The sequence below is a fragment of the Herbaspirillum lusitanum genome, assembly GCF_046025995.1.
Taxonomy (GTDB): domain Bacteria; phylum Pseudomonadota; class Gammaproteobacteria; order Burkholderiales; family Burkholderiaceae_D; genus Herbaspirillum; species Herbaspirillum lusitanum_A.
Map to the genome: position 1 here is coordinate 208,563 of NZ_JAQQFM010000008.1, position 18,386 is coordinate 226,948.

The window sequence follows — 18,386 nt, forward strand, 5'->3', positions numbered from 1 at the left end:
AATGATCAGAAAAATCAGGCATGCGCAGCCTCCGCAAGGGGTTCAAGGCAGACCAGACGGTTGACGAAGATGCCCTGGGTAATCACGTCATCCGGTGCGATTTCGCCCAGCACGGCGTATTCGTGCACTTGCGCAATCGTGGTTTTGGCCGCCATGGCCATGATGGCGTTGAAGTTGCGGCCGCTGCCGCGATACGTCAAATTGCCCCAGCGGTCGCCGCGCCAAGCTTCGACCAGAGCGATGTCGGCGTGCAGAGCTTCTTCCAGCACATATTCACGGCCGTTGAAAACGCCCGTCTGTTTGCCCTCCGCCAGCTGCGTGCCGACGCCGGTCGCGGTGTAAAACGCGGGAATACCTGCGCCTGCCGCGCGTATGCGTTCGGCCAGCGTTCCCTGCGGGACGATTTCGAGCTCGATCTTGCCGGCCTTGAACAATTCATCGAAGGCCGGTGAGCCCTTGGGATAACTGCAGATGATCTTGCGCACCCGCCCCAGATCCATCAGTCGGGGAATCCCCGTTGCGCGGCTCCAGCCGGCGTTGTTCGCCACCACCGTCAATTCGCGCGCGCCTTGTTCGCACAGGGCATCGATCAGAAAATCCGGCTGGCCGACGGCGCCGAAGCCGCCGATCATCACGATTGATCCGTCCTTGATGTCTGCCAGCGCAGTCGCGGCATCCGCCATTCGCTTGTCTATCATGCCGCCCTCCCCATCGGTGCCGCATCTTCTGCCCTGGCGGCGTCTCGCGCGTTCAGCGGAGCTGGTCTGGGTGTGTGATCGATGCTGTTTTTCTCCAGCCCGGAGCTGGCCTCAAAACTGAAATCGATGGCGACTTCGCTGCCGACTTCAAAGCGTTTATCAATGGCGGCTACCGACTGCAGATTCAAATCGCCAACCTTGAGCGTGTGGCGATATGCGTGGCCCAGAAACGCACAATTGGTCACCACGCCATGCAGACGATTGCTGCGATTTTCCTGTGGTGCACTACGCTGTTTCAGTTCAATGATCTCCGGCCGCACCGACACCGCCACGGCCTGCGCGGCTTCGACTGCATAGGGAAACGTTGCCTGGACGGCGCTGCCGTCGCTCAGACGCACCGTGCCGATTTCATTGACGCCGACGCGCTTGGTGGCCTGACCCTGCAGCAGGTTGGGCGAGCCCATGAAGCCGGCCACGAAAGCATCGCGCGGGCGCTGGTAGATATCTGCGGGCGAACCGATCTGCACCAGACGGCCCTTGTTCAGCACTGCGATCGTGTCGGACATCTCCAGCGCTTCGGACTGGTCGTGCGTGACGTAGACCGTCGTCACGCCGAGTTGCTGCTGCAGGCGCTTGAGTTCACGCCGCATGTCTTCACGCAGCAGCGCATCCAGATTGCTGAGCGGCTCGTCCAGCAACAGCAGACGCGGCCGCCGCACGATGGCGCGCGCCAGTGCGACCCGCTGCTGCTGGCCGCCCGACATTTGCGTCGGCGAACGCGGGCCATAGCCTCCCAGATTGACCGTATCGAGGGCTTCTTCAACCAGCTTCCTGATTTCCGCGGCACCGTATTTGCGATCCCGCGCGACACGCAGCGGAAACGCGACGTTCTCGAATACGCTCATGTGCGGCCAGATCGCATAAGACTGGAACACCATGCCGATGTCGCGTTCATTGAGCGCAACGTTGGTATTGTCATTCGAGTTGAAGAAATACTTGTTGCCCAGCCTGATCGCGCCCTGGTCGGGTTGCTCCAGTCCGGCGATGCAACGCAGCGTCGTGGTTTTGCCGCAGCCGCTCGGGCCCAGCAGGGTGAAAAACGTGCCGCTGTCGAGACTGAATGAAATCTGATCCAGTCCGGCTCCTGCCCCTGACTTGGTTGCAGGGTATGTTTTGGACAGGGAGTCAACACTAAGAATGTCTTGAGGATTCATGCGCCATTACCTTTTTCGGAACGCCCCTGGCGTTCATTGACATAATAAAAAACCAGTGCGAACACGCTCATGATGCAAGTCCATACGACACCCAGCGCGGCGGCTTCGCCGGCCTGGCCGTTGGACCACTGATCGAACATGGCGACCGCCATGGTCTGAGAATCGGCGCCGGCAAGCAGCACCGCGAGCGACAGTTCCTTGGCGCCGAGCAGGAAGATGAACAACCAGCCGGCCACCATCGATGGCGCCAGCAGCGGCAGCACCACACGCCGCAAGGTGCCCTTCTGCGACGCGCCAGACACTGCTGCCGCTTCTTCCAGTTCGCGATGGATCTGCATGACGCCGGCAAATGAATAGCGCATGCCATAAGGCAGGTAACGGATCAGAAAGGCAATGCCGATCAGCCACAATGTTCCGTAGACCGGAATGGGCGAACTCAGGGCCACCTGAATCAGCGCAGTACCCAGCACCACGCCCGGAAAGACCAGGGGCACGCTGCTGAGCTGTTCCAACAGCTGGCTGCCGGGCCAGCGGCGCACCGACAGCCAGCCGGCCAGCACGGTCAGCAGAATGGCTGCGGTGGCGGCACTGGCCGAGACCAGCACGGTATTGAGGCCGAGGCTCAGATAGCTGCCTTCGGAGACGACGGCAATGTAATGCTCAAGCGACAGGGTCTTGAAACCCGCCACGCTGAAAGCCCGGGTGAATGGCGTGAGTGAGTTCCAGACAATCGCACCCAATGGCAAGACCAGCACCAGCAGACAATTCACCAGGATGATGAGGCCGCCGAGCATGCGCCCGACACGTCCCAGCTTGAACGGACGCGGGCGAAACCCTTTGCCCGTCACGCTGGCATAGCGATCGGCACTGCGTGAAATACGTCCGTAGAAATACAGCAGCACGGCCACGATCACCAGCAGAATGGCCGAGAAGGCGCTGGCGTACCCGAGCTGGGGCGGATTGCGGGTCAGGCTGAGGTAGATGTCGGTGGTCAGCAGGTTGATATGACTCGGTGTACCGATGAGTACGGGCACGTCGAACGATTCGATATTGCGGATGAACACGAACATGCCCAGCCCCAGAATTGCCGGCCACGCCAGACGCATGGAAATGCTCCAGACCGTCTTGGGTACGCTGGCGCCCGCCATTCGCGCGGCTTCTTCCATCTCTGCATTGGCGCGCCGGAAGGTGGTCGAGAGCAGCAAGAACACCAGCGGCGACCACAGCAAACCTTCCACCAGGATCATGCCGGTCAATGAATAGACATTGAACAGGATGTCGGTGGTATCGCTGACGGCGCGGTACAGATCGTTGACCGGGCCGACGCGGCCCAACAAGAACAGCCAGGAACTGACATACAGGATGTAAGGCGTGCCCAGCGAAACGATGGCGGTGAAGTAGGCCAGTTTCTTGAAGGGCGCATCGCTGCGTTCGACGATCCATGCCAGCACGCCGCCGATCGACAAGGAGATGACGGTGGCGCAGGCGGCGAAGATCATGGAGTTGGCGGCGCTGATATACAGCGTCGGATCACTCAGCAGGCGCAGATAATTGTCAAAGGTGAACAGATGCTCGTTCAGAGCACCCTGCTCGCCACGGAAACTGCGGTCGATCAGCACCAGAATCGGCGGCAGCACCAGACAGGCCAGCAGCACGGACAGGAGCACCGCCGGGATCCACGCTGCATGTCCCTGCGCGCGCCAGTTGCCGCTGGCGCGCCGCTTGACGTAGGTGACGGCGGCAGATTGCGAAACGCTCTGGCTCATTTGAATAGCTCGTTGTAAATGTTGATCCACTTCGGCATATCCGCATCAACCAGCGACAGCGGCAGGAATACGGCCTTGAAATGTCCGGTTTCCGGCTTCAGCCCGGGAATGGAGGCCGGCACCGCAGGGTCTGCCGGAATGTAGTCGGCGCTGCGGAAGATCGCCTGACCTTCGGACGACAGCAGGAACTCGAGGAATAATCTGGCGGCGTTAGGATGCGGACCGTTCTTGATCAGAAACGCCGGATCGACTGTGCCGACCACATAATCCATCTTGAGCCACTTGATCGGCGCGCCCTTCTTGGCGCTCAGTTCGGAGTGATGACTGAAGGTCGACAGGGCAATCGGATATTCGCCGGCAATCGCCTGATCAAGCACTACGCGCTGATTGGCCGGCACATTCACAATCCGCTGTTGAGAAAACTTGCGCAGGAAGTCCATGCCCTTTTGCTGTCCCATCACGTTAAGCGTGGCGCCTATGAATCCGGGCGGACCGCCCTGCGTCATCTGCTGCGCCCAGGCCATCTTGCCTTTCCATTTCGGATCGAGCAGATCGTTCCAGGTCTTGGGTTCATCCTTGGGTTTGACCAGATCCGTATTCATCGCCGGCACCAGAAAGCTCACCACCTGACCGGTCCAGTAGCCTTTCGCATCCTTGTATTGCGCCGGATAACGGGCAGCCTCGGACGGAATGTAAGGCACGATCATGTCACCCTTGAGCAAGGTCGAGAGGCCGGAGCCGGCGTGCGAAACATCGGCACGCGGGCTGTTGGCGCGGCCTTCGGCCATGATCTTGAGCAAGAGATCGGTGGCGGTGCCACTGGTGATCTTGACCTTGATGCCGGGATATTTTTTCTCGAATGCAGCCGCGATAGGACGTGAGGCCTGATTGACCACCAGCGAGGAATACCAGGAAACCTCGCCCTCCTTTTTTGCTGCCGCGATCAAGGCGGCGTCTACCGCTGCATTGGCTGTTGCCGTTACGCCCGCTGCCAGCAAGGCAACGGACAGCACCAGACTGCGTCGGGTGATCCTCATGCTTGTCTCCATGAATATTATTTTGTGTGTCGTTATTGTTACCGGATTTCCGGAAAGCTGCTCATTAGGCTACCGGCCAGGCTGGGCTTATCGCCCTTGATAGACCGGTTTGCGCTTTTGCTGGAATGCGACCCGGCCTTCGATCCGGTCTTCCGTATTGCGCAATATGCCCCAGGCCATCCGCTCCGCTTCGATCGCCGGGTTGAGCGCCAGATCACTGCCGCGCGTCACCAGTTGTTTGACGGCACGCACCGCCAGCGGTCCATTTTTTGCAATCGATTCGGCAATTGCCCGGGCTTCCTGCATCAGCTTGTCGGCATCGACGATACGGCTGACCAGCCCGATGCGCAAAGCCTCGGCGCTATCGATGCGGTCGCCGGTCAGCAACAGGTGCATCGCGTTCGACATGCCGACGATGCGCGGCAGACGCTGGGTTCCGCCGGCACCGGGAATGCTGGCGATCTTCACTTCAGGGAGACCGAAACTGGCGTGCGGCACGGCGACGCGGATATCGCAGGTGAGCGCCAGTTCCAATCCGCCGGCCAGTGCATAGCCATTGATGGCGCAGATCACCGGCTTGTCGACCACCAGTGAATTGATGAATGAACTGTCACCTTTGCCGGCGAAGGCGGCACGCGCATAGGTTTCGTCCGGCGGCATGGTTTTTTTCAGATCCATGCCGGTGCAAAAGGCTTTTTCACCGCTGCCGGTCAGGATGACGACACGGATTGCATCATCGCTTTTGATCTTTTCCCAGATCGCGCCCAGCTCGGCGGTAGTCTCGCCATCGATGGAATTGAGTGCATCGGGGCGGTTTAGGGTGACCGTGGCAATGGCATCGGCAACAGAAAATAATACGCTCACAACATCTCCTGAATTTTGGTGGTCGCGCTGGATCGCGATCCGGTTGATATTTTTAAATCGTAGTATTTGCGCAAGCCGGGATACGGTCAAACGAGTAATAAGCGAGGCACACTTGAGTAAAACTCAATGAAATGCGGCCAGCTCAGGCAATGCAGAACCGGCGCGAGATGCGCGCCGGCTGCCGCCCGGATACCAGCCCCCGGCAACGCCTTGCGCGCTTATATGCCTGACTTTCGCTGTGCTCAAGACGACATGAGAAATGCTCGTTTGACCTGATATGGCGCCTCGGAGCATCGTTCTGCCGTCGATATCCACCCGCCCGGCGACGCCGGGTCTGCGATCCGGCATCACCACAAGTCCAATAAATTCAAAGGAGACCATCATGAAAACCATCGCCTCATTCCTCTTCGCCGCACTATTCGTGGGCGCCATGTCCGGTTGCGCCAGCCCTGCCGCTGACATCGCAGCCAGGCCGCAACGACATCTGTTCATGGTGTACAGCAACCCAGTGGAAGGCAAGGAAGACGATTTTGTCCGCTGGTATGCCGGTCAGCATATTCACGATCTTCTACAGATCAACGGCGTGGTCGGCGCCCAGTTCTTCAAGCTCTCCCAACCGCAATACAAAGGCGGTCAGCCGCATGCCTTTCGTTATCTGGTGATCTGGGAAATCGAAAGCACCGATCTGGCCGGCGTGTTTGCCAATATCCAGCGCAATCTGGCCGACGGCAGCACCGTGCGTTCTGATACCTTCGCGCCGGTCTCGGGCAACGACACTTTTACACCGATGACAGCGCATCTGAGTAAAGATGACGTCAAGGGCAAGAGCCCGGCGCAAGTGCTGGAGATGAGCGGTATCAAATAATCGCGGTAATCGTTGTGGCTGCAAACCTGCGGGTGGGAGGAGGGGAAGCCGTAATCGCCTCCTCTGCCCTGCGGCGACGGTCTTTACAGCGCAAGGGCAAGCGGTGCCGGCACTTGAGGCAGCGCCGGAGGCTGAAGGGCCTTATCGTCGCCAAGCTGAAATGCGCTGACTGCGGCCGCCATCTCGTTCGCCTGTTCCAGCAAGGATGTCGCCGCGCCGGCTGCCTGTTCCACCAGCGCCGCGTTTTGCTGAGTCATCTGGTCCATCAGGTTGATGGCGTCGTTGATCTCTTTCAGGCCGACACTTTGTTCACCGGTCGCGCCCGATATCTGGGCGACCACATCGCCCAGGGCCTTCACCCCCGCCATCATTTTTTCCATGGTTCCGCCGGCGATTCCGACCAGCGCGGCGCCTGATTCAACTTTTTCCACCGAGTTTCCAATCAGCGTTTTTATCTCTCTGGCTGCAGAGGCGCTGCGTTGCGCGAGATTGCGAACCTCACCTGCGACGACCGCAAAGCCCCGTCCCTGCTCACCCGCGCGCGCTGCTTCGACGGCGGCATTGAGTGCAAGGATATTGGTCTGAAATGCAATGCCATCGATCACGCCGATGATGTCGACGATGCGCGTGGAAGAATCGTTAATGGCGGTCATGGTCGTAATCACCTTCTGAACCACGATACCTACATCTGTCGCCATCGCTGATACGGCCAGGGCCAGGCGGTTAGCTTCCTGAGCGCTGACTGCATTCTGCTGGACGGCCAGCGTCAGTTCTTCGGTGGCGGAAGCGGTCTCTTCGAGCGAACCGGCCTGGCGCTCGGTGCGTGCCGACAGATCCATGTTGCCGCTGACGATATCGTTGGTCGCCAGCAGAATCGCATCGGAAGTCGAGCGTACTTGTCGCACAATGCCTAGCAAGGTCCCGGCCATCTCATTCAGCGAACGCAGCAAGATTCCGATTTCATCATGGCGCGCCGCCTCGATACGAGTATTCAGATTACCCGCCGCCACGTCACGTATGGCGGCGACCGCCACATGCAGGGGACGCGTCACGCTGGTCGCCAGACGCCAGGCAAAGAAGATCGCGAGCAACAGCGCTGCGGCGCCCGCTCCCATCAACATGCCGCGCCCGCTCCGGTAGCTGGCATCGACCGCGTCCGCAGTCTGATTGATGGCATTGCGCTGATGGCTGGCCAATTCGCCGACGCTGTTGGCATAGGCATTGATGGCCGGCGTGAGAATTGAATCCAGCTGTTCAAGCGCATCGGCATATCGCCCCTGTTCGCTCAGGCCGAAGACCTCACTTTGTATCTTCTGAAATTTATCGCGGTGCGCGAGCAGACGCGTGATCAAGGCCTTGCCTTCGCCGGAGTGAAGCGAACGCTGCAACTGGACTTCAATTGCTTTGGCGCGTGCGTCGGAAGTATTGAGTTGTTGTTTGTAATACTCCTGCTGCGCGACGTCTGAGCTTTTGACGAATGCGGTCGTCAGGATCGCGCCTCGTTCAATCTCGCCGGCCCATGCAGAGGCCAATCGTTCGTTGACCAGATCGTCACTGATCATTGCTCTGGTGCGCTCACCGATATCCTGCAATCGCCATGTGCCCATCACGGTCATCAAGCCCACCATGGCGATGACACAGCCAAATGCCATGCCTAAGCGCCAGGCAATCCCCTTCTTCTTGAACATGCTGGTCTCCTCATTATTATGTTGAGCCGCTGCGGCGGGCTCTTCACTTCATCCTGAAGTGCAAATTATTGAGGCGAGAGTAAGAACAAGAGAAAGCTTCGTCAAACGACTTAATTTCTACGACGCTTGAAGTGAACTCAACGCAGAATTCTTTTGCGAAACCAGCAGTCTGAGAGCTCGATTCAAGCCGGGTCTCCTCCTCATTCCGGTGCCTTTGAAATTGCGACATCGCGAGATGTCGCATCAGCGAACCGATCTCCAACCAGCGATTCGTGAGACATGAAAATGAAAAAGCCTGCATCCGCAGGCTTTTGTCGGGTCTTGCTAATCAGCCATCTCAGAGCGCAGCTGCCCCCACAATGCAATCATGAGAGAGAGTCGTCGTAACCGCTGCTGTCGCTGAGATCGATGTTGCTCAAGTCGGCAAGGTCGTTGTTGGAAGCCGTGTCACTGTCGCTGGCGCTGTGACTGTCGTCGTGAGCTTGAGTGCTTCGCTGGTGGGCGTTGTCGTCGTAGTGGTTATGGACAGTGGTGCTCGTCTCCTTTTCCACCGGTGTGCCCAGCCCATTCTGATGCGTCCAGAGCTGTTGCAGCCATTCACCAAATGTTCGATTCCTTGCAACGGAAAAGCACCACCGGATGCGACGGCGCCCAGTATGTTCTCCATGCCGCCGCCAAAGGTTGTATGCCTAAGTCGCGGCCTTCCCTGAACGCTGGCAGCGTGGCGCAATTGGAGAGAGTCAGTTCTGCAAGCAAATCAGCACTCAGGATGGATTGCCAAAGTAGATGCAAGCAAGCATGCCTATTGGTATGGAAGAAATAATTTCCACATGAAAATGTCAGATTTGGATCAGAAAATTTAGAGTTAAGTGATAAAAATTCAGACTTAATAAATTCTGACAGCAATCGTGTCCGCATTCGCCAAAATCCTCCCCTTGAAAAATCCATAGGTCGTCCCTATACTTAGCACTCACCAAGAGGGAGTGCTAACAACCTCTGGCCGACCACTTTTTCCATGCGGCACTTTAACGGTTGCTGCGTAGTTGAAGAAACCGTTGCAGCCCTTGCCGCAATAATTGATAACTTATTGAAATTTAAGGAGTTCTTATGAATCTTCGTCCTTTGCACGATCGCGTTATCGTCAAGCGTCTCGACCAAGAAACCAAAACCGCTTCCGGTATCGTTCTGCCTGATGCAGCGACTGAAAAGCCAGATCAAGGTGAAATCCTGGCAGTCGGCAACGGCAAGATCCTGGACGATGGCAAGGTTCGTCAACTGGCCGTCAAGGTCGGTGATCGCGTTCTGTTCGGCAAATACTCCGGTCAGGCAGTCAAGATCGATGGCCAGGAACTGCTGGTCATGCGCGAAGAAGATCTGTTCGCTGTTGTCGAGAAGTAATCGGCTCCGGCCGACCGCCGCGCTCTCTTCTTAATAGAAAGCGCTTGAGCGGCGACCGGAATGCGAAAGCTGGTGCATTAGCGAATTGTGTGTCCGCCCCGTTCTGATCGGGGCAGACACAATCGGAACAAATTCAATCGAATTTCTGGAGAATCCAACATGGCAGCAAAACAAGTAATTTTCGGTGATGACGCACGTGCAAAAATCGTCAACGGCGTGAACATCCTGGCGAACGCAGTCAAGGTCACCCTGGGTCCCAAGGGCCGTAACGTGGTTCTGGAACGCAGCTTCGGCGCGCCGACAGTGACCAAGGACGGTGTCTCGGTCGCCAAGGAAATCGAACTGAAAGACAAGCTGGAAAACATGGGTGCGCAACTGGTTAAAGAAGTTGCTTCCAAGACTTCCGACAACGCAGGCGACGGTACAACTACCGCAACCGTGCTGGCTCAAGCGATCGTTCGCGAAGGCTTCAAGTACGTGGCGGCCGGTTTCAACCCAACTGATCTGAAGCGCGGTATCGACAAGGCTGTCACCGCCATCGTCGCTGAAGTGAAGAACCTGGCGAAGCCAACCACCACCAGCAAGGAAATCGCTCAGGTCGGTTCGATCTCGGCTAACTCCGATTCCGATATCGGCGACATCATTGCCAAGGCAATGGACAAGGTCGGCAAAGAAGGCGTCATCACCGTGGAAGACGGCAAGTCGCTGGAAAACGAACTGGACATCGTCGAAGGTATGCAATTCGACCGCGGCTACCTGTCGCCGTACTTCATCAACAACCAAGAGAAGCAAGTTGTTGCGCTGGAAAACCCGTTCATCCTGCTGTTCGACAAGAAGGTTTCGAACATCCGTGACCTGCTGCCTATCCTGGAACAAGTCGCCAAGGCCGGCCGTCCACTGCTGATCATCGCTGAAGATGTCGAAGGCGAAGCACTGGCAACTCTGGTGGTGAACAACATCCGCGGCATCCTGAAGACTGCAGCTGTCAAGGCTCCTGGTTTCGGCGACCGTCGCAAGGCCATGCTGGAAGACATCGCTATCCTGACCGGTGGTCAAGTGATCGCTGAAGAAGTCGGCCTGACACTGGAAAAAGCAACTCTGGCAGAACTGGGCCAGGCAATGCGCGTTGAAATCGGCAAGGAAAACACCACCATCATCGACGGCGCCGGCGAAGCAATCTCCATCGAAGCACGCGTCAAGCAAATCCGCGCTCAGATCGAAGAAGCAACTTCGGACTACGACCGTGAAAAACTGCAAGAACGCGTCGCTAAGCTGGCTGGCGGTGTGGCACTGATCAAGGTCGGCGCTGCTACTGAAGTCGAAATGAAGGAAAAGAAAGCACGCGTTGAAGATGCTCTGCACGCTACCCGCGCTGCGGTTGAAGAAGGTGTTGTGCCAGGCGGCGGCGTTGCCCTGCTGCGCGCTCGCGCCAACGTCAAGAACCTGAAGGGCGACAACGCCGATCAGGAAGCCGGCATCAAGATCGTTCTGCGCGCTATCGAAGAACCACTGCGTCAGATCGTGTTCAACGCAGGCGATGAGCCTTCGGTCGTGATCAATGCAGTGCTGGCAGGTTCGGGTAACTACGGTTACAACGCAGCCAACGGCACCTACGGCGACCTGGTTGAACTGGGCGTGCTGGATCCAGCCAAGGTTACCCGCTCGGCGCTGCAAAACGCAGCATCGGTAGCTGGCCTGATCCTGACCACCGACGCAATGATCGCTGAACTGCCGGAAGACAAGGCAGCCGGCGGTATGCCAGGCGGCATGGGTGGTATGGGCGGCATGGGCGGTATGGACGGCATGATGTAATAGCCGCTTATCCGTCACTACCGGTGACTCGCGCATCGGTAGGTCGACCAAAGCACAAAAAAGCCCGCAAGGAGATTGATCCTTGCGGGCTTTTTTTATGCGCTCAGCTCATTCTGAATCAGGCCGTGAGTTTTTCCAGCCAGGGCTTGAGCTCCGCCTTTTGCTCCAGACCGAAGCCGGCAGCATCCGTCGGCCGCACCGAGCTGTTTTCCAGCGCGCATTCGAGCGGATAACCGCCGAACGGCTGGAACACGCCCGGATAGGCTTCGCAGCCGCCCAGCTCCAGCCCGACCGCGATGTGCAGATTGATCAGATGGCCGCCGTGCGGATAGACCTGCGCTCGATCAAAGCCGTGCTGCTCCAGCACCGCGATCATGCGGCCGAATTCGGTCAGGCCGTAGCTGAGGCCGGGATCCATCTGGAAAATATCTTTGCCGGCGCGCATGCCGCCAAACAAGGCGAGATTCTTGATATCCGGCGCCGAGAACAGATTCTCGCCGGTGGCAATCGGGCCGGCATATACCTCGGCCACGCGGCGGTTCAGATCGTAGTCCAGCGGGTCGCCGATTTCTTCATACCAGCGCAGACCGAAAGGTGCGATCGCACGCGCATAGTCCAGCGCGGTATTGAGATCGAAGCGGCCGTTGGCATCCACCGCCAGACGCTTGCCGTCGCCATTGACCACGGTCAGCGCCGACTCGATGCGCGCCACATCGGTGCTCAGCGAAGCGCCGCCGATCTTCATCTTGAAGGCGCTGAAACCCATGCGCTGATACGACTCCAGCTCCTGCTTCAGCGTGCCGGCATTTTCGTCGGCATAGTAGTAACCGCCGGCGGCATACACGTCGATGCCCTGCGCCTTGCCTGTGCAACCGAACTGACGGGCGATGGTGACATGCGCCGGCTCGTCGTTGATCTTGGCGTTCAGATCCCAGAATGCCAGCTCAAGGGCTGCTGCAGCCGCAGCGCGGTCGCCGTGTCCGCCCGGCTTTTCATTGCGCAGGGCGACCTGCAAGACCCTGGACGGATCGAACAGCTCACCGCCATCGGCCAGCAAGGATTCCGGCTCCGCCCGCAGTACGCGCGGAATCAGACGCTCGCGCAGAATGCCGCCCTGAGCGAAGCGACCGATGGAGTCGAAGGCGTAACCGATCAGCGGCTTGCCGTTGCGGATCACATCGCTGGTGACTGCGATCAGCGACACGTTGTGCTCGGCAAAACTGACCAGTGCGTTGGCGACGTTGCCGGCCAGCGGCACGGATAATTCTCGGATGTCTGTAATTTTCATGGAGCCCGTCCGGTGAAGATTGAGTGATGAAGGTGAAGCGATGCAGTTGTGCGTTCAGATCGCGGCGGTCTCGCTGCGTCCCAGCGCCTGGCTGTATTCCTGACGCATGGCGGCGGGGTAGAACTCGCCGCTGATCTTGGACACCACCATGGTGGCCACTGCATTGCCCATGGCATTGCAGATGCAGACCGCTTGCGAAGTCAGGCGATTGATGCCCAGCAGCAGCGGCAGGCCTTCCACCGGCAACACGCCGGACGCCGTGACGGTCGCGGCGAACACGATGAAGGTGCCGCCCGAAACCGTCGCCGCACCCTTGGAAGTCAGCAGCATCAGCGCCAGAATGCCGAGCTGATGTTCCATGGTCAGGTCGATGCCGTAGGCGTTGGCCAGGAACAGCACGCACAGCGACATGTAGACTGCCGTGCCATCCAGATTGAAGGCATAGCCCGTCGGCAGCACCAGCCCCACCGACTGCTTGGTGCAACCCAGGCGCTGCAGTTTTTCGATCAGGCGCGGCAAGGCGCTCTCGGAAGAAGCCGTAGCGAACAGCAGCACGATTTCATCCTTGAAGTAGCGCAGGAACAGGAAGATGTTGAAACCGTAGATGCGCATGATCACGCCCATCACCACCACGATCATCAGCGCCAGCGTGATGTACATCACCAGCAGCAGATAGCCGAGTGAGAGAATCGCCGCCATGCCGCTGTTGCCGATGGCAAAGGCGATGGAACCAAAGGCGCCGATCGGCGCCAGCTTCATGATGATGTCGGTGAGTTTGAAGAAGCATTCGGACATGCCGTTGAGCGCAGCTTCAGCCCCCTTGCGCTGTTCCGGCTTGAGCGCCAGCAAGGCCGCGCCGAACAGGATGGAGATCACCAGAATCTGCAGCAGCGCGCCGTCGGCAAAGGCGCCGAAGAAGCTGTGCGGAAACATGCTGAGCAAGAACTGCGAGAACGACATTGACGCCGTCTTGCTATAGGTGGCATTGGCCGATGCCGCCTGCGCCGCATCGCTGACCAGGTGCAGATTGCTGCCGACGCCGGAGAAATTGGCGATCACCATGCTGATCACCAGGATGATGGTCGACACCACCTCAAAGTAAATCAGGGCTCTGAAGCCGATCCGCCCCACGCTCTTGAGATCACCGGCGGCGGCGATGCCCAGCACCACGTTCAGAAACACCAGCGGCGCGACGATGGTCTTGATCAGATTGAGGAAGATGTCGCCCAGCACTTTCATCGGCACTGCAATCTTGGGCGCGATGAAACCGAGCGCGATCCCTAAGGCGATACCGATGAAGATCTGATAACCCAGTCTGAAATACCAGGGCTTTAGCTGTGGACGCGGGGATGGCGCAGGCTGACCGCCTACGCCGAGGTTTGAGGATACCGCCATGATGACTCCTAGTCTGACTTAATATGTACGGACTTTATAATATGTACGGACTATATTTATTTTCCTCGCCAGCGTCAACCGCTAATTTTTTCAGGCTCCAGCTTGCGTGCGCAGCAACGTATGTGGCGACAGACACGCCGAAAATCAGCGCCGGGCGCTGCTGCAAAGCCGGCCTCGGCCGCTTTGCTTGGCAAACCCGGCGCTTGCGGATACCATGGCGCACGGCCTCCGGCCCATACAAAAGCAGTACAGAACCAACGCCAGATCAACGCTAAATCAGCTCCATACCGCCCGCAGGAACCCGCATGCAACCCCGATACGCAGAACTGGCCCAACAACTGATTGATGAAATTGGCACGGGCAAGCTCGGCATCGGCGCCACCCTTCCCAGCGAAATAGAACTCTCCGCGCATTACGGCGTGAGCCGCTCCACCGTGCGCTCGGCCCTGCAGCTGGTGCAGGATCAGGGTCTGATCTCACGCCGCAAACGCGCCGGCATCCGCATTGAAGCGCTCAAGCCGCAAAAGGTTTTTGAACAGTCGATTTCCAGCGTGGAAGACCTGATGCAGTTTGCGGTGGTGACCGAACGTCATGTGCAGGAAATCAGCGAAGTGAGCTGCGATGCCGGACTCGCCGCGCAGTTGCGCTGCGACGATGGCCAGCGCTGGCTCAAGGTCGAATTGCTGCGCGTCGATCCCGACAAGACCGAAGCCCCCATCTGCTGGACCGATGTCTACCTGGAACCGGCCGTGGCCAGCGGCATCCGCCGCCAGCTGCGCAAGAGCTCTGGCCTGATCTGTGAAATGGTGGAAGAAAAATACGGTCGCGTGGTGTCTGAAATCCGTCAGGAAATCCGCGCCGTCGGCGTGCCCGCGCCATTGGCGAAAGCGCTGGGTGTGGCGGCCGGCGAGCATGCGCTGGAAATCACGCGCCATTATCTGGATCAGCACGGCACCGCATTCGAAGTCACCGTCAGCATCTTCCCGGCCGACCGTTTTACCTACGCGCTCAATCTGCGGCGCTGAACCAGCAGCAGCAGCGCCCGCCGCCGCTGCACTCGTCCTTACATTTACACCGCTTGCCCGCATCTCCCGATCAATTCGCTTGATACGGGTGGCACGCGTTCGCGCAACAATCGAAACAATCGCAACAGTCGCAACAGTCGCAACAACCGATGCCCGGACGATTTGACATCCGTGCGCTGAATGTTATTATGTCCGAACTTATTATAAGTACGAACATAATCGGATTTCATTCCAGAGTTCATCCGGACCTCCCGAAATCCACTGCACACAGGATATTTCTATGGCGACCACCGTTTTCGATTCTGCCCTTTTCCGCGACATGTTCGGCACCGAAGCCATGCGTACCATCTTCGACGACCGCGCTTACATCACCGCCTGCATTGACGCCGAGACCGCGCTGGCGCGCGCTCAGGCCAGGACCGGCGTGATTCCGGCCGAAGCCGCCGCGCAGATCACCGAGCTGAGCGCTTACGACAAGCTGGATGTGGAACAACTGCGCAAGGAAACCGAGATCGTCGGCTACCCGATTCTGCCCATCGTCAAACAGCTCAGCGAGCAATGCGGCGAAGCCGGCCGCTATGTGCACTGGGGCGCGACCACGCAAGACATCATGGACACCGCCACCATGATCCAGTGCAAGCGCGCCATCGCGCTGATCGAACAGCAACTCGACGCCACCCGTTCCGCGCTGAAGAAGCTGGCGCTGGAACACGCCGACACCGTCACCGCCGGCCGCACGCACTTGCAGCATGCGCTGCCGGTGACCTTCGGTTTCCGCTGCGCGGTGTGGCTGTCGGCGCTGAACCGCCATGCCGAACGCCTGCAGCAATTGAAGCCACGCGCGCTGATGGTTGAATTCGGCGGCGCCGCCGGCACGCTGGCCTCGCTCGGCGACGGCGATCAGGGTCTGAAGGTGCGCGCCGCTTTTGCCGCCGAACTGGGTCTGAGCAATCCGGCGATCACCTGGCACGTGGCGCGCGACGGGCTGGCCGAAATCGTGACTACACTGGCGGCCATCGGCGGTTCATTGGGCAAGATTGCGATGGACGTGATGATGATGTGCGCTTCGGAATTCGGCGAACTGGCCGAACCCTTCGTGCCGGGACGCGGCGCCAGCTCGACCATGCCGCAAAAGCGCAATCCGATTTCCAGCGAGCTGATGTTCGCCGCCGCCAAGCTGCTGCGCGAACGCGCCGGCCTGATGCTGGATGCGCTGATGCAGGATTTCGAACGCGCCACCGGCCCCTGGCATCTGGAATGGAGCGCCCTGCCGGAGAGCTTTTTGCTGGCCTCCAGCTCGCTGTTTCAGGCGCACTTCATGCTGAGCGGGCTGAGCGTCGATGCACCGCGCATGCGCCGCAATCTCGATCTGACCGGCGGCCTGATCGTGGCCGAGGCGGTGATGATGGGACTGGCCCCGGCCATCGGTCGCCAGCACGCGCATGACGTGGTGTATGAAGCCTGCAAGGAAGCCATCGAAAACAGCGAGACCTTGCTGGCGGTCTTGTCGCGCAATGCCGACATCGTCGCCAAGCTGGGGCTGGAGAAGCTGGCGCGGCTGACCGATCCGGCCAACTATCTTGGCGCCGCCGCGGCGATGGCGCGTCAGGTGGCCGAAGCTACGCCGGGTTGAAGCTGATACGGGCGCAGCGCACGGTTTGAACAAACCTGACCGGACCAGTTCCGGTCGCAAAAAAGCCCGCAGGGATCAGCGATCCTTGCGGGCTTTTTGTATGTCTGCATGAACGATGCAGCTTGCTTCAGGCAGCCTTGTAACCCTTGCTGCTCATCGGCACGAAGGCCATCAGAACACCCAGGATGGACAGCGCCAGCACGTAATGGCCGGGGCCTTTGACATCGTGCTTGAGCCACAGCGAAATCAGCACCGGCGTGAGACCGCCGAACACGGCATAGGCCATGTTGTAGGCGAAGGACAAGCCGGTGAAGCGCACCGCCGGCGGGAAGGCGCGGGTCGAGACGATAGGCGTGAGCGCAATGCTGCCGACGAAGAAGCCGACCAGCGCGTAACCCCAGATCAGCGATTCGGTGGTGCCCGGCAACTGGCCGTAGAACCACCAGGTGCTCAGACCGAGGCCGCCCCAGCCGATCAGCATCACGGCGCGGGTGCCGATGCGGTCGCAGGCCCAGCCCACTACCAGACAACCGATCGTCAGCATGAAGGTGCCGGCGCAGTTGGCTTCCATCGCCAGCTTGGCGGGGATCTTGTACCAGGTCTGCAGATAGGACGGCGTCATCAGGATCACCACCACGATGGCGCCCGACAGCGCCCAGGTCATCGCCGCCGTCACCAGACAGGCGGCGCGATGTTCACGCAGCACGGTCTTCAAAGGCATTTCCATGGCTTGAGCGCGACGCGCGGCCAGCTCGCGGAACACCGGGGTTTCTTCCAGATAGCGGCGCAGATACACCGAGACCAGACCGAAGGCGCCGCCGACGATGAAAGGCAGGCGCCAGGCGAAATCGGCCACTTCCTGGGTGTCGTAGACGGTATTGATCAGAATGCCCATCAGCGAACCCAGCAGAATGCCGCCGGTGATGCCGGAGGTCAGCGCGCCGACGCCGAAGGCGTAGCGATTGGGCGGCACGTGTTCGGCCACGAACACCCAGGCGCCCGGCATTTCGCCGCCGATGGCCGCGCCCTGCAGCATGCGCATCACCAGCAGCAGCACCGGGGCTGCCGCACCGATGCTGGCGTAGGTCGGCAGCAGGCCGATGATCAGCGTCGGCACCGCCATCAGGAAAATCGAGAGCGTGAACATGCGCTTGCGGCCGATCACGTCGCCGTAGTGCGCAATGATGATGCCGCCCACCGGGCGCGCCAGATAACCGGCGGCGAAGATGCCGAAGGTCTGCAGCATGCGCAGCCATTCCGGCATGTCGACCGGGAAGAACAGCTTGCCCAGCACGGCGGCGAAGAACACGTAAATGACGAAGTCGTAGAACTCGAGGGTGCCGCCGAGGGCGGACAGACTGAGGGTGTTGTAGTCGCTGCGCGTCAGCGGGCGATGAGCGGACTCGGCGAGCGCACCCGCGTAGTCGGAAGAGGTAGACATGGCAAAAATCCGAAACAATCAAATAATGAGCTCGGCCGCGCTGGCGATCCTGCATGGCGGGCGGGCGCATTGAAGACTGCGCTTGCTGCTGTTGAGGTGCGGGGGATCCAGAGGGCCGGAGAAGAGCAAAGGTCAGGGTCTGCGCGTGTCGCGAACGCCGGCTGAGGAGCCGCGACACAAAAACATGCAGAACGGCGCAGCTTGAAACCCTGATCGAAATCTTAAGCGCCGTCGCAGAAGCGCAGGCATCATAACATTTTGC

The 18,386-nt window shown here is 59.3% G+C and carries 15 protein-coding genes; 5 read left to right on the forward strand and 10 right to left on the reverse strand.

From position 1 onward, the window contains the following. Positions 1-14: 14 nt before the first annotated feature. The 6 genes from PQR62_RS18930 to PQR62_RS18955 all read right to left on the reverse strand — a co-directional run bounded on the left by PQR62_RS18930 (position 15) and on the right by PQR62_RS18955 (position 5,963). Positions 15-698, reverse strand: coding sequence for a 3-oxoacid CoA-transferase subunit A (locus PQR62_RS18930; RefSeq protein ID WP_408159561.1), 684 nt, complete (start codon positions 696-698; stop codon positions 15-17). Further along, the gene (locus tag PQR62_RS18935; protein ID WP_408159562.1) at positions 695-1,912 is read right to left on the reverse strand and encodes an ABC transporter ATP-binding protein; all 1,218 of its coding nucleotides are present in this window, start codon (positions 1,910-1,912) and stop codon (positions 695-697) included. The genes PQR62_RS18930 and PQR62_RS18935 overlap by 4 nt, the downstream gene beginning before the upstream one ends. Next, positions 1,909-3,678 (reverse strand): ABC transporter permease, encoded by a 1,770-nt coding sequence (locus PQR62_RS18940; RefSeq protein ID WP_408159563.1) that lies wholly within the window; start codon positions 3,676-3,678, stop codon positions 1,909-1,911. Before PQR62_RS18940 ends, PQR62_RS18935 begins: the two co-directional genes overlap by 4 nt. Beyond that, a complete protein-coding gene (locus PQR62_RS18945) occupies positions 3,675-4,715 on the reverse strand; it encodes an ABC transporter substrate-binding protein (protein WP_408159564.1) in 1,041 nt (346 codons plus the stop codon). The genes PQR62_RS18940 and PQR62_RS18945 overlap by 4 nt, the downstream gene beginning before the upstream one ends. Positions 4,716-4,802: 87 nt before the next feature. After that, complete coding sequence (locus PQR62_RS18950) at positions 4,803-5,579, reverse strand: enoyl-CoA hydratase/isomerase family protein (RefSeq protein WP_408159565.1); 777 nt, start codon at positions 5,577-5,579, stop codon at positions 4,803-4,805. A gap of 123 nt (positions 5,580-5,702) precedes the next feature. Further along, entirely contained in the window at positions 5,703-5,963 is a 261-nt protein-coding gene (locus PQR62_RS18955; protein WP_408159566.1) for a hypothetical protein, read from the reverse strand. Between PQR62_RS18955 and PQR62_RS18960 the strand changes: the two genes are divergently transcribed. After that, the gene (locus tag PQR62_RS18960) at positions 5,962-6,444 is read left to right on the forward strand and encodes a hypothetical protein (RefSeq protein WP_408159567.1); all 483 of its coding nucleotides are present in this window, start codon (positions 5,962-5,964) and stop codon (positions 6,442-6,444) included. The two genes, PQR62_RS18955 and PQR62_RS18960, sit on opposite strands and share 2 nt — an antisense overlap. Before the next feature lie 83 nt (positions 6,445-6,527). Here PQR62_RS18960 and PQR62_RS18965 read toward each other — a convergent pair whose 3' ends face one another. After that, entirely contained in the window at positions 6,528-8,132 is a 1,605-nt protein-coding gene (locus tag PQR62_RS18965) for a methyl-accepting chemotaxis protein (RefSeq protein WP_408159568.1), read from the reverse strand. Positions 8,133-9,239: 1,107 nt separating this feature from the next. Between PQR62_RS18965 and groES the strand changes: the two genes are divergently transcribed. Beyond that, entirely contained in the window at positions 9,240-9,530 is a 291-nt protein-coding gene (gene groES, locus PQR62_RS18970) for a co-chaperone GroES (protein WP_408159569.1), read from the forward strand. A gap of 159 nt (positions 9,531-9,689) precedes the next feature. Further along, a complete protein-coding gene (gene groL, locus PQR62_RS18975) occupies positions 9,690-11,342 on the forward strand; it encodes a chaperonin GroEL (RefSeq protein ID WP_408159570.1) in 1,653 nt (550 codons plus the stop codon). A gap of 118 nt (positions 11,343-11,460) precedes the next feature. Here the strand turns inward: groL and PQR62_RS18980 are convergent, their stop codons facing one another. Both PQR62_RS18980 and PQR62_RS18985 read right to left on the reverse strand, forming a co-directional pair. Continuing rightward, the gene (locus PQR62_RS18980; RefSeq protein ID WP_408159571.1) at positions 11,461-12,630 is read right to left on the reverse strand and encodes an enolase C-terminal domain-like protein; all 1,170 of its coding nucleotides are present in this window, start codon (positions 12,628-12,630) and stop codon (positions 11,461-11,463) included. Positions 12,631-12,684: 54 nt separating this feature from the next. After that, a complete protein-coding gene (locus PQR62_RS18985; RefSeq protein ID WP_408159572.1) occupies positions 12,685-14,025 on the reverse strand; it encodes a cation:dicarboxylate symporter family transporter in 1,341 nt (446 codons plus the stop codon). A gap of 305 nt (positions 14,026-14,330) precedes the next feature. Here PQR62_RS18985 and PQR62_RS18990 point away from each other — a divergent pair, with 305 nt between their 5' ends. Next, positions 14,331-15,050: a GntR family transcriptional regulator gene (locus tag PQR62_RS18990; RefSeq protein ID WP_408159573.1), complete on the forward strand. Its 720-nt coding sequence runs from the start codon at positions 14,331-14,333 to the stop codon at positions 15,048-15,050. Positions 15,051-15,330: 280 nt separating this feature from the next. Next, complete coding sequence (locus PQR62_RS18995; protein WP_408159574.1) at positions 15,331-16,683, forward strand: class-II fumarase/aspartase family protein; 1,353 nt, start codon at positions 15,331-15,333, stop codon at positions 16,681-16,683. A 127-nt stretch (positions 16,684-16,810) separates the two neighbouring features. On the opposite strand, the gene PQR62_RS19000 is transcribed toward PQR62_RS18995, so the two are convergent. Then, positions 16,811-18,124: an MFS transporter gene (locus PQR62_RS19000; RefSeq protein ID WP_408159575.1), complete on the reverse strand. Its 1,314-nt coding sequence runs from the start codon at positions 18,122-18,124 to the stop codon at positions 16,811-16,813. Positions 18,125-18,386: the final 262 nt, after the last annotated feature.

Bases quoted from the DNA above. Each gene is read 5' to 3' on its own strand.
- PQR62_RS18930 (WP_408159561.1), bottom strand. From the start codon at position 698: ATGATAGACAAGCGAATGGCGGATGCCGCGACTGCGCTGGCAGACATC.
- PQR62_RS18935 (WP_408159562.1), bottom strand. From the start codon at position 1,912: ATGAATCCTCAAGACATTCTTAGTGTTGACTCCCTGTCCAAAACATAC.
- PQR62_RS18940 (WP_408159563.1), bottom strand. From the start codon at position 3,678: ATGAGCCAGAGCGTTTCGCAATCTGCCGCCGTCACCTACGTCAAGCGG.
- PQR62_RS18945 (WP_408159564.1), bottom strand. From the start codon at position 4,715: ATGAGGATCACCCGACGCAGTCTGGTGCTGTCCGTTGCCTTGCTGGCA.
- PQR62_RS18960 (WP_408159567.1), top strand. From the start codon at position 5,962: ATGAAAACCATCGCCTCATTCCTCTTCGCCGCACTATTCGTGGGCGCC.
- PQR62_RS18955 (WP_408159566.1), bottom strand. From the start codon at position 5,963: ATGATGGTCTCCTTTGAATTTATTGGACTTGTGGTGATGCCGGATCGC.
- PQR62_RS18965 (WP_408159568.1), bottom strand. From the start codon at position 8,132: ATGTTCAAGAAGAAGGGGATTGCCTGGCGCTTAGGCATGGCATTTGGC.
- groES (WP_408159569.1), top strand. From the start codon at position 9,240: ATGAATCTTCGTCCTTTGCACGATCGCGTTATCGTCAAGCGTCTCGAC.
- groL (WP_408159570.1), top strand. From the start codon at position 9,690: ATGGCAGCAAAACAAGTAATTTTCGGTGATGACGCACGTGCAAAAATC.
- PQR62_RS18980 (WP_408159571.1), bottom strand. From the start codon at position 12,630: ATGAAAATTACAGACATCCGAGAATTATCCGTGCCGCTGGCCGGCAAC.
- PQR62_RS18985 (WP_408159572.1), bottom strand. From the start codon at position 14,025: ATGGCGGTATCCTCAAACCTCGGCGTAGGCGGTCAGCCTGCGCCATCC.
- PQR62_RS18990 (WP_408159573.1), top strand. From the start codon at position 14,331: ATGCAACCCCGATACGCAGAACTGGCCCAACAACTGATTGATGAAATT.
- PQR62_RS18995 (WP_408159574.1), top strand. From the start codon at position 15,331: ATGGCGACCACCGTTTTCGATTCTGCCCTTTTCCGCGACATGTTCGGC.
- PQR62_RS19000 (WP_408159575.1), bottom strand. From the start codon at position 18,124: ATGTCTACCTCTTCCGACTACGCGGGTGCGCTCGCCGAGTCCGCTCAT.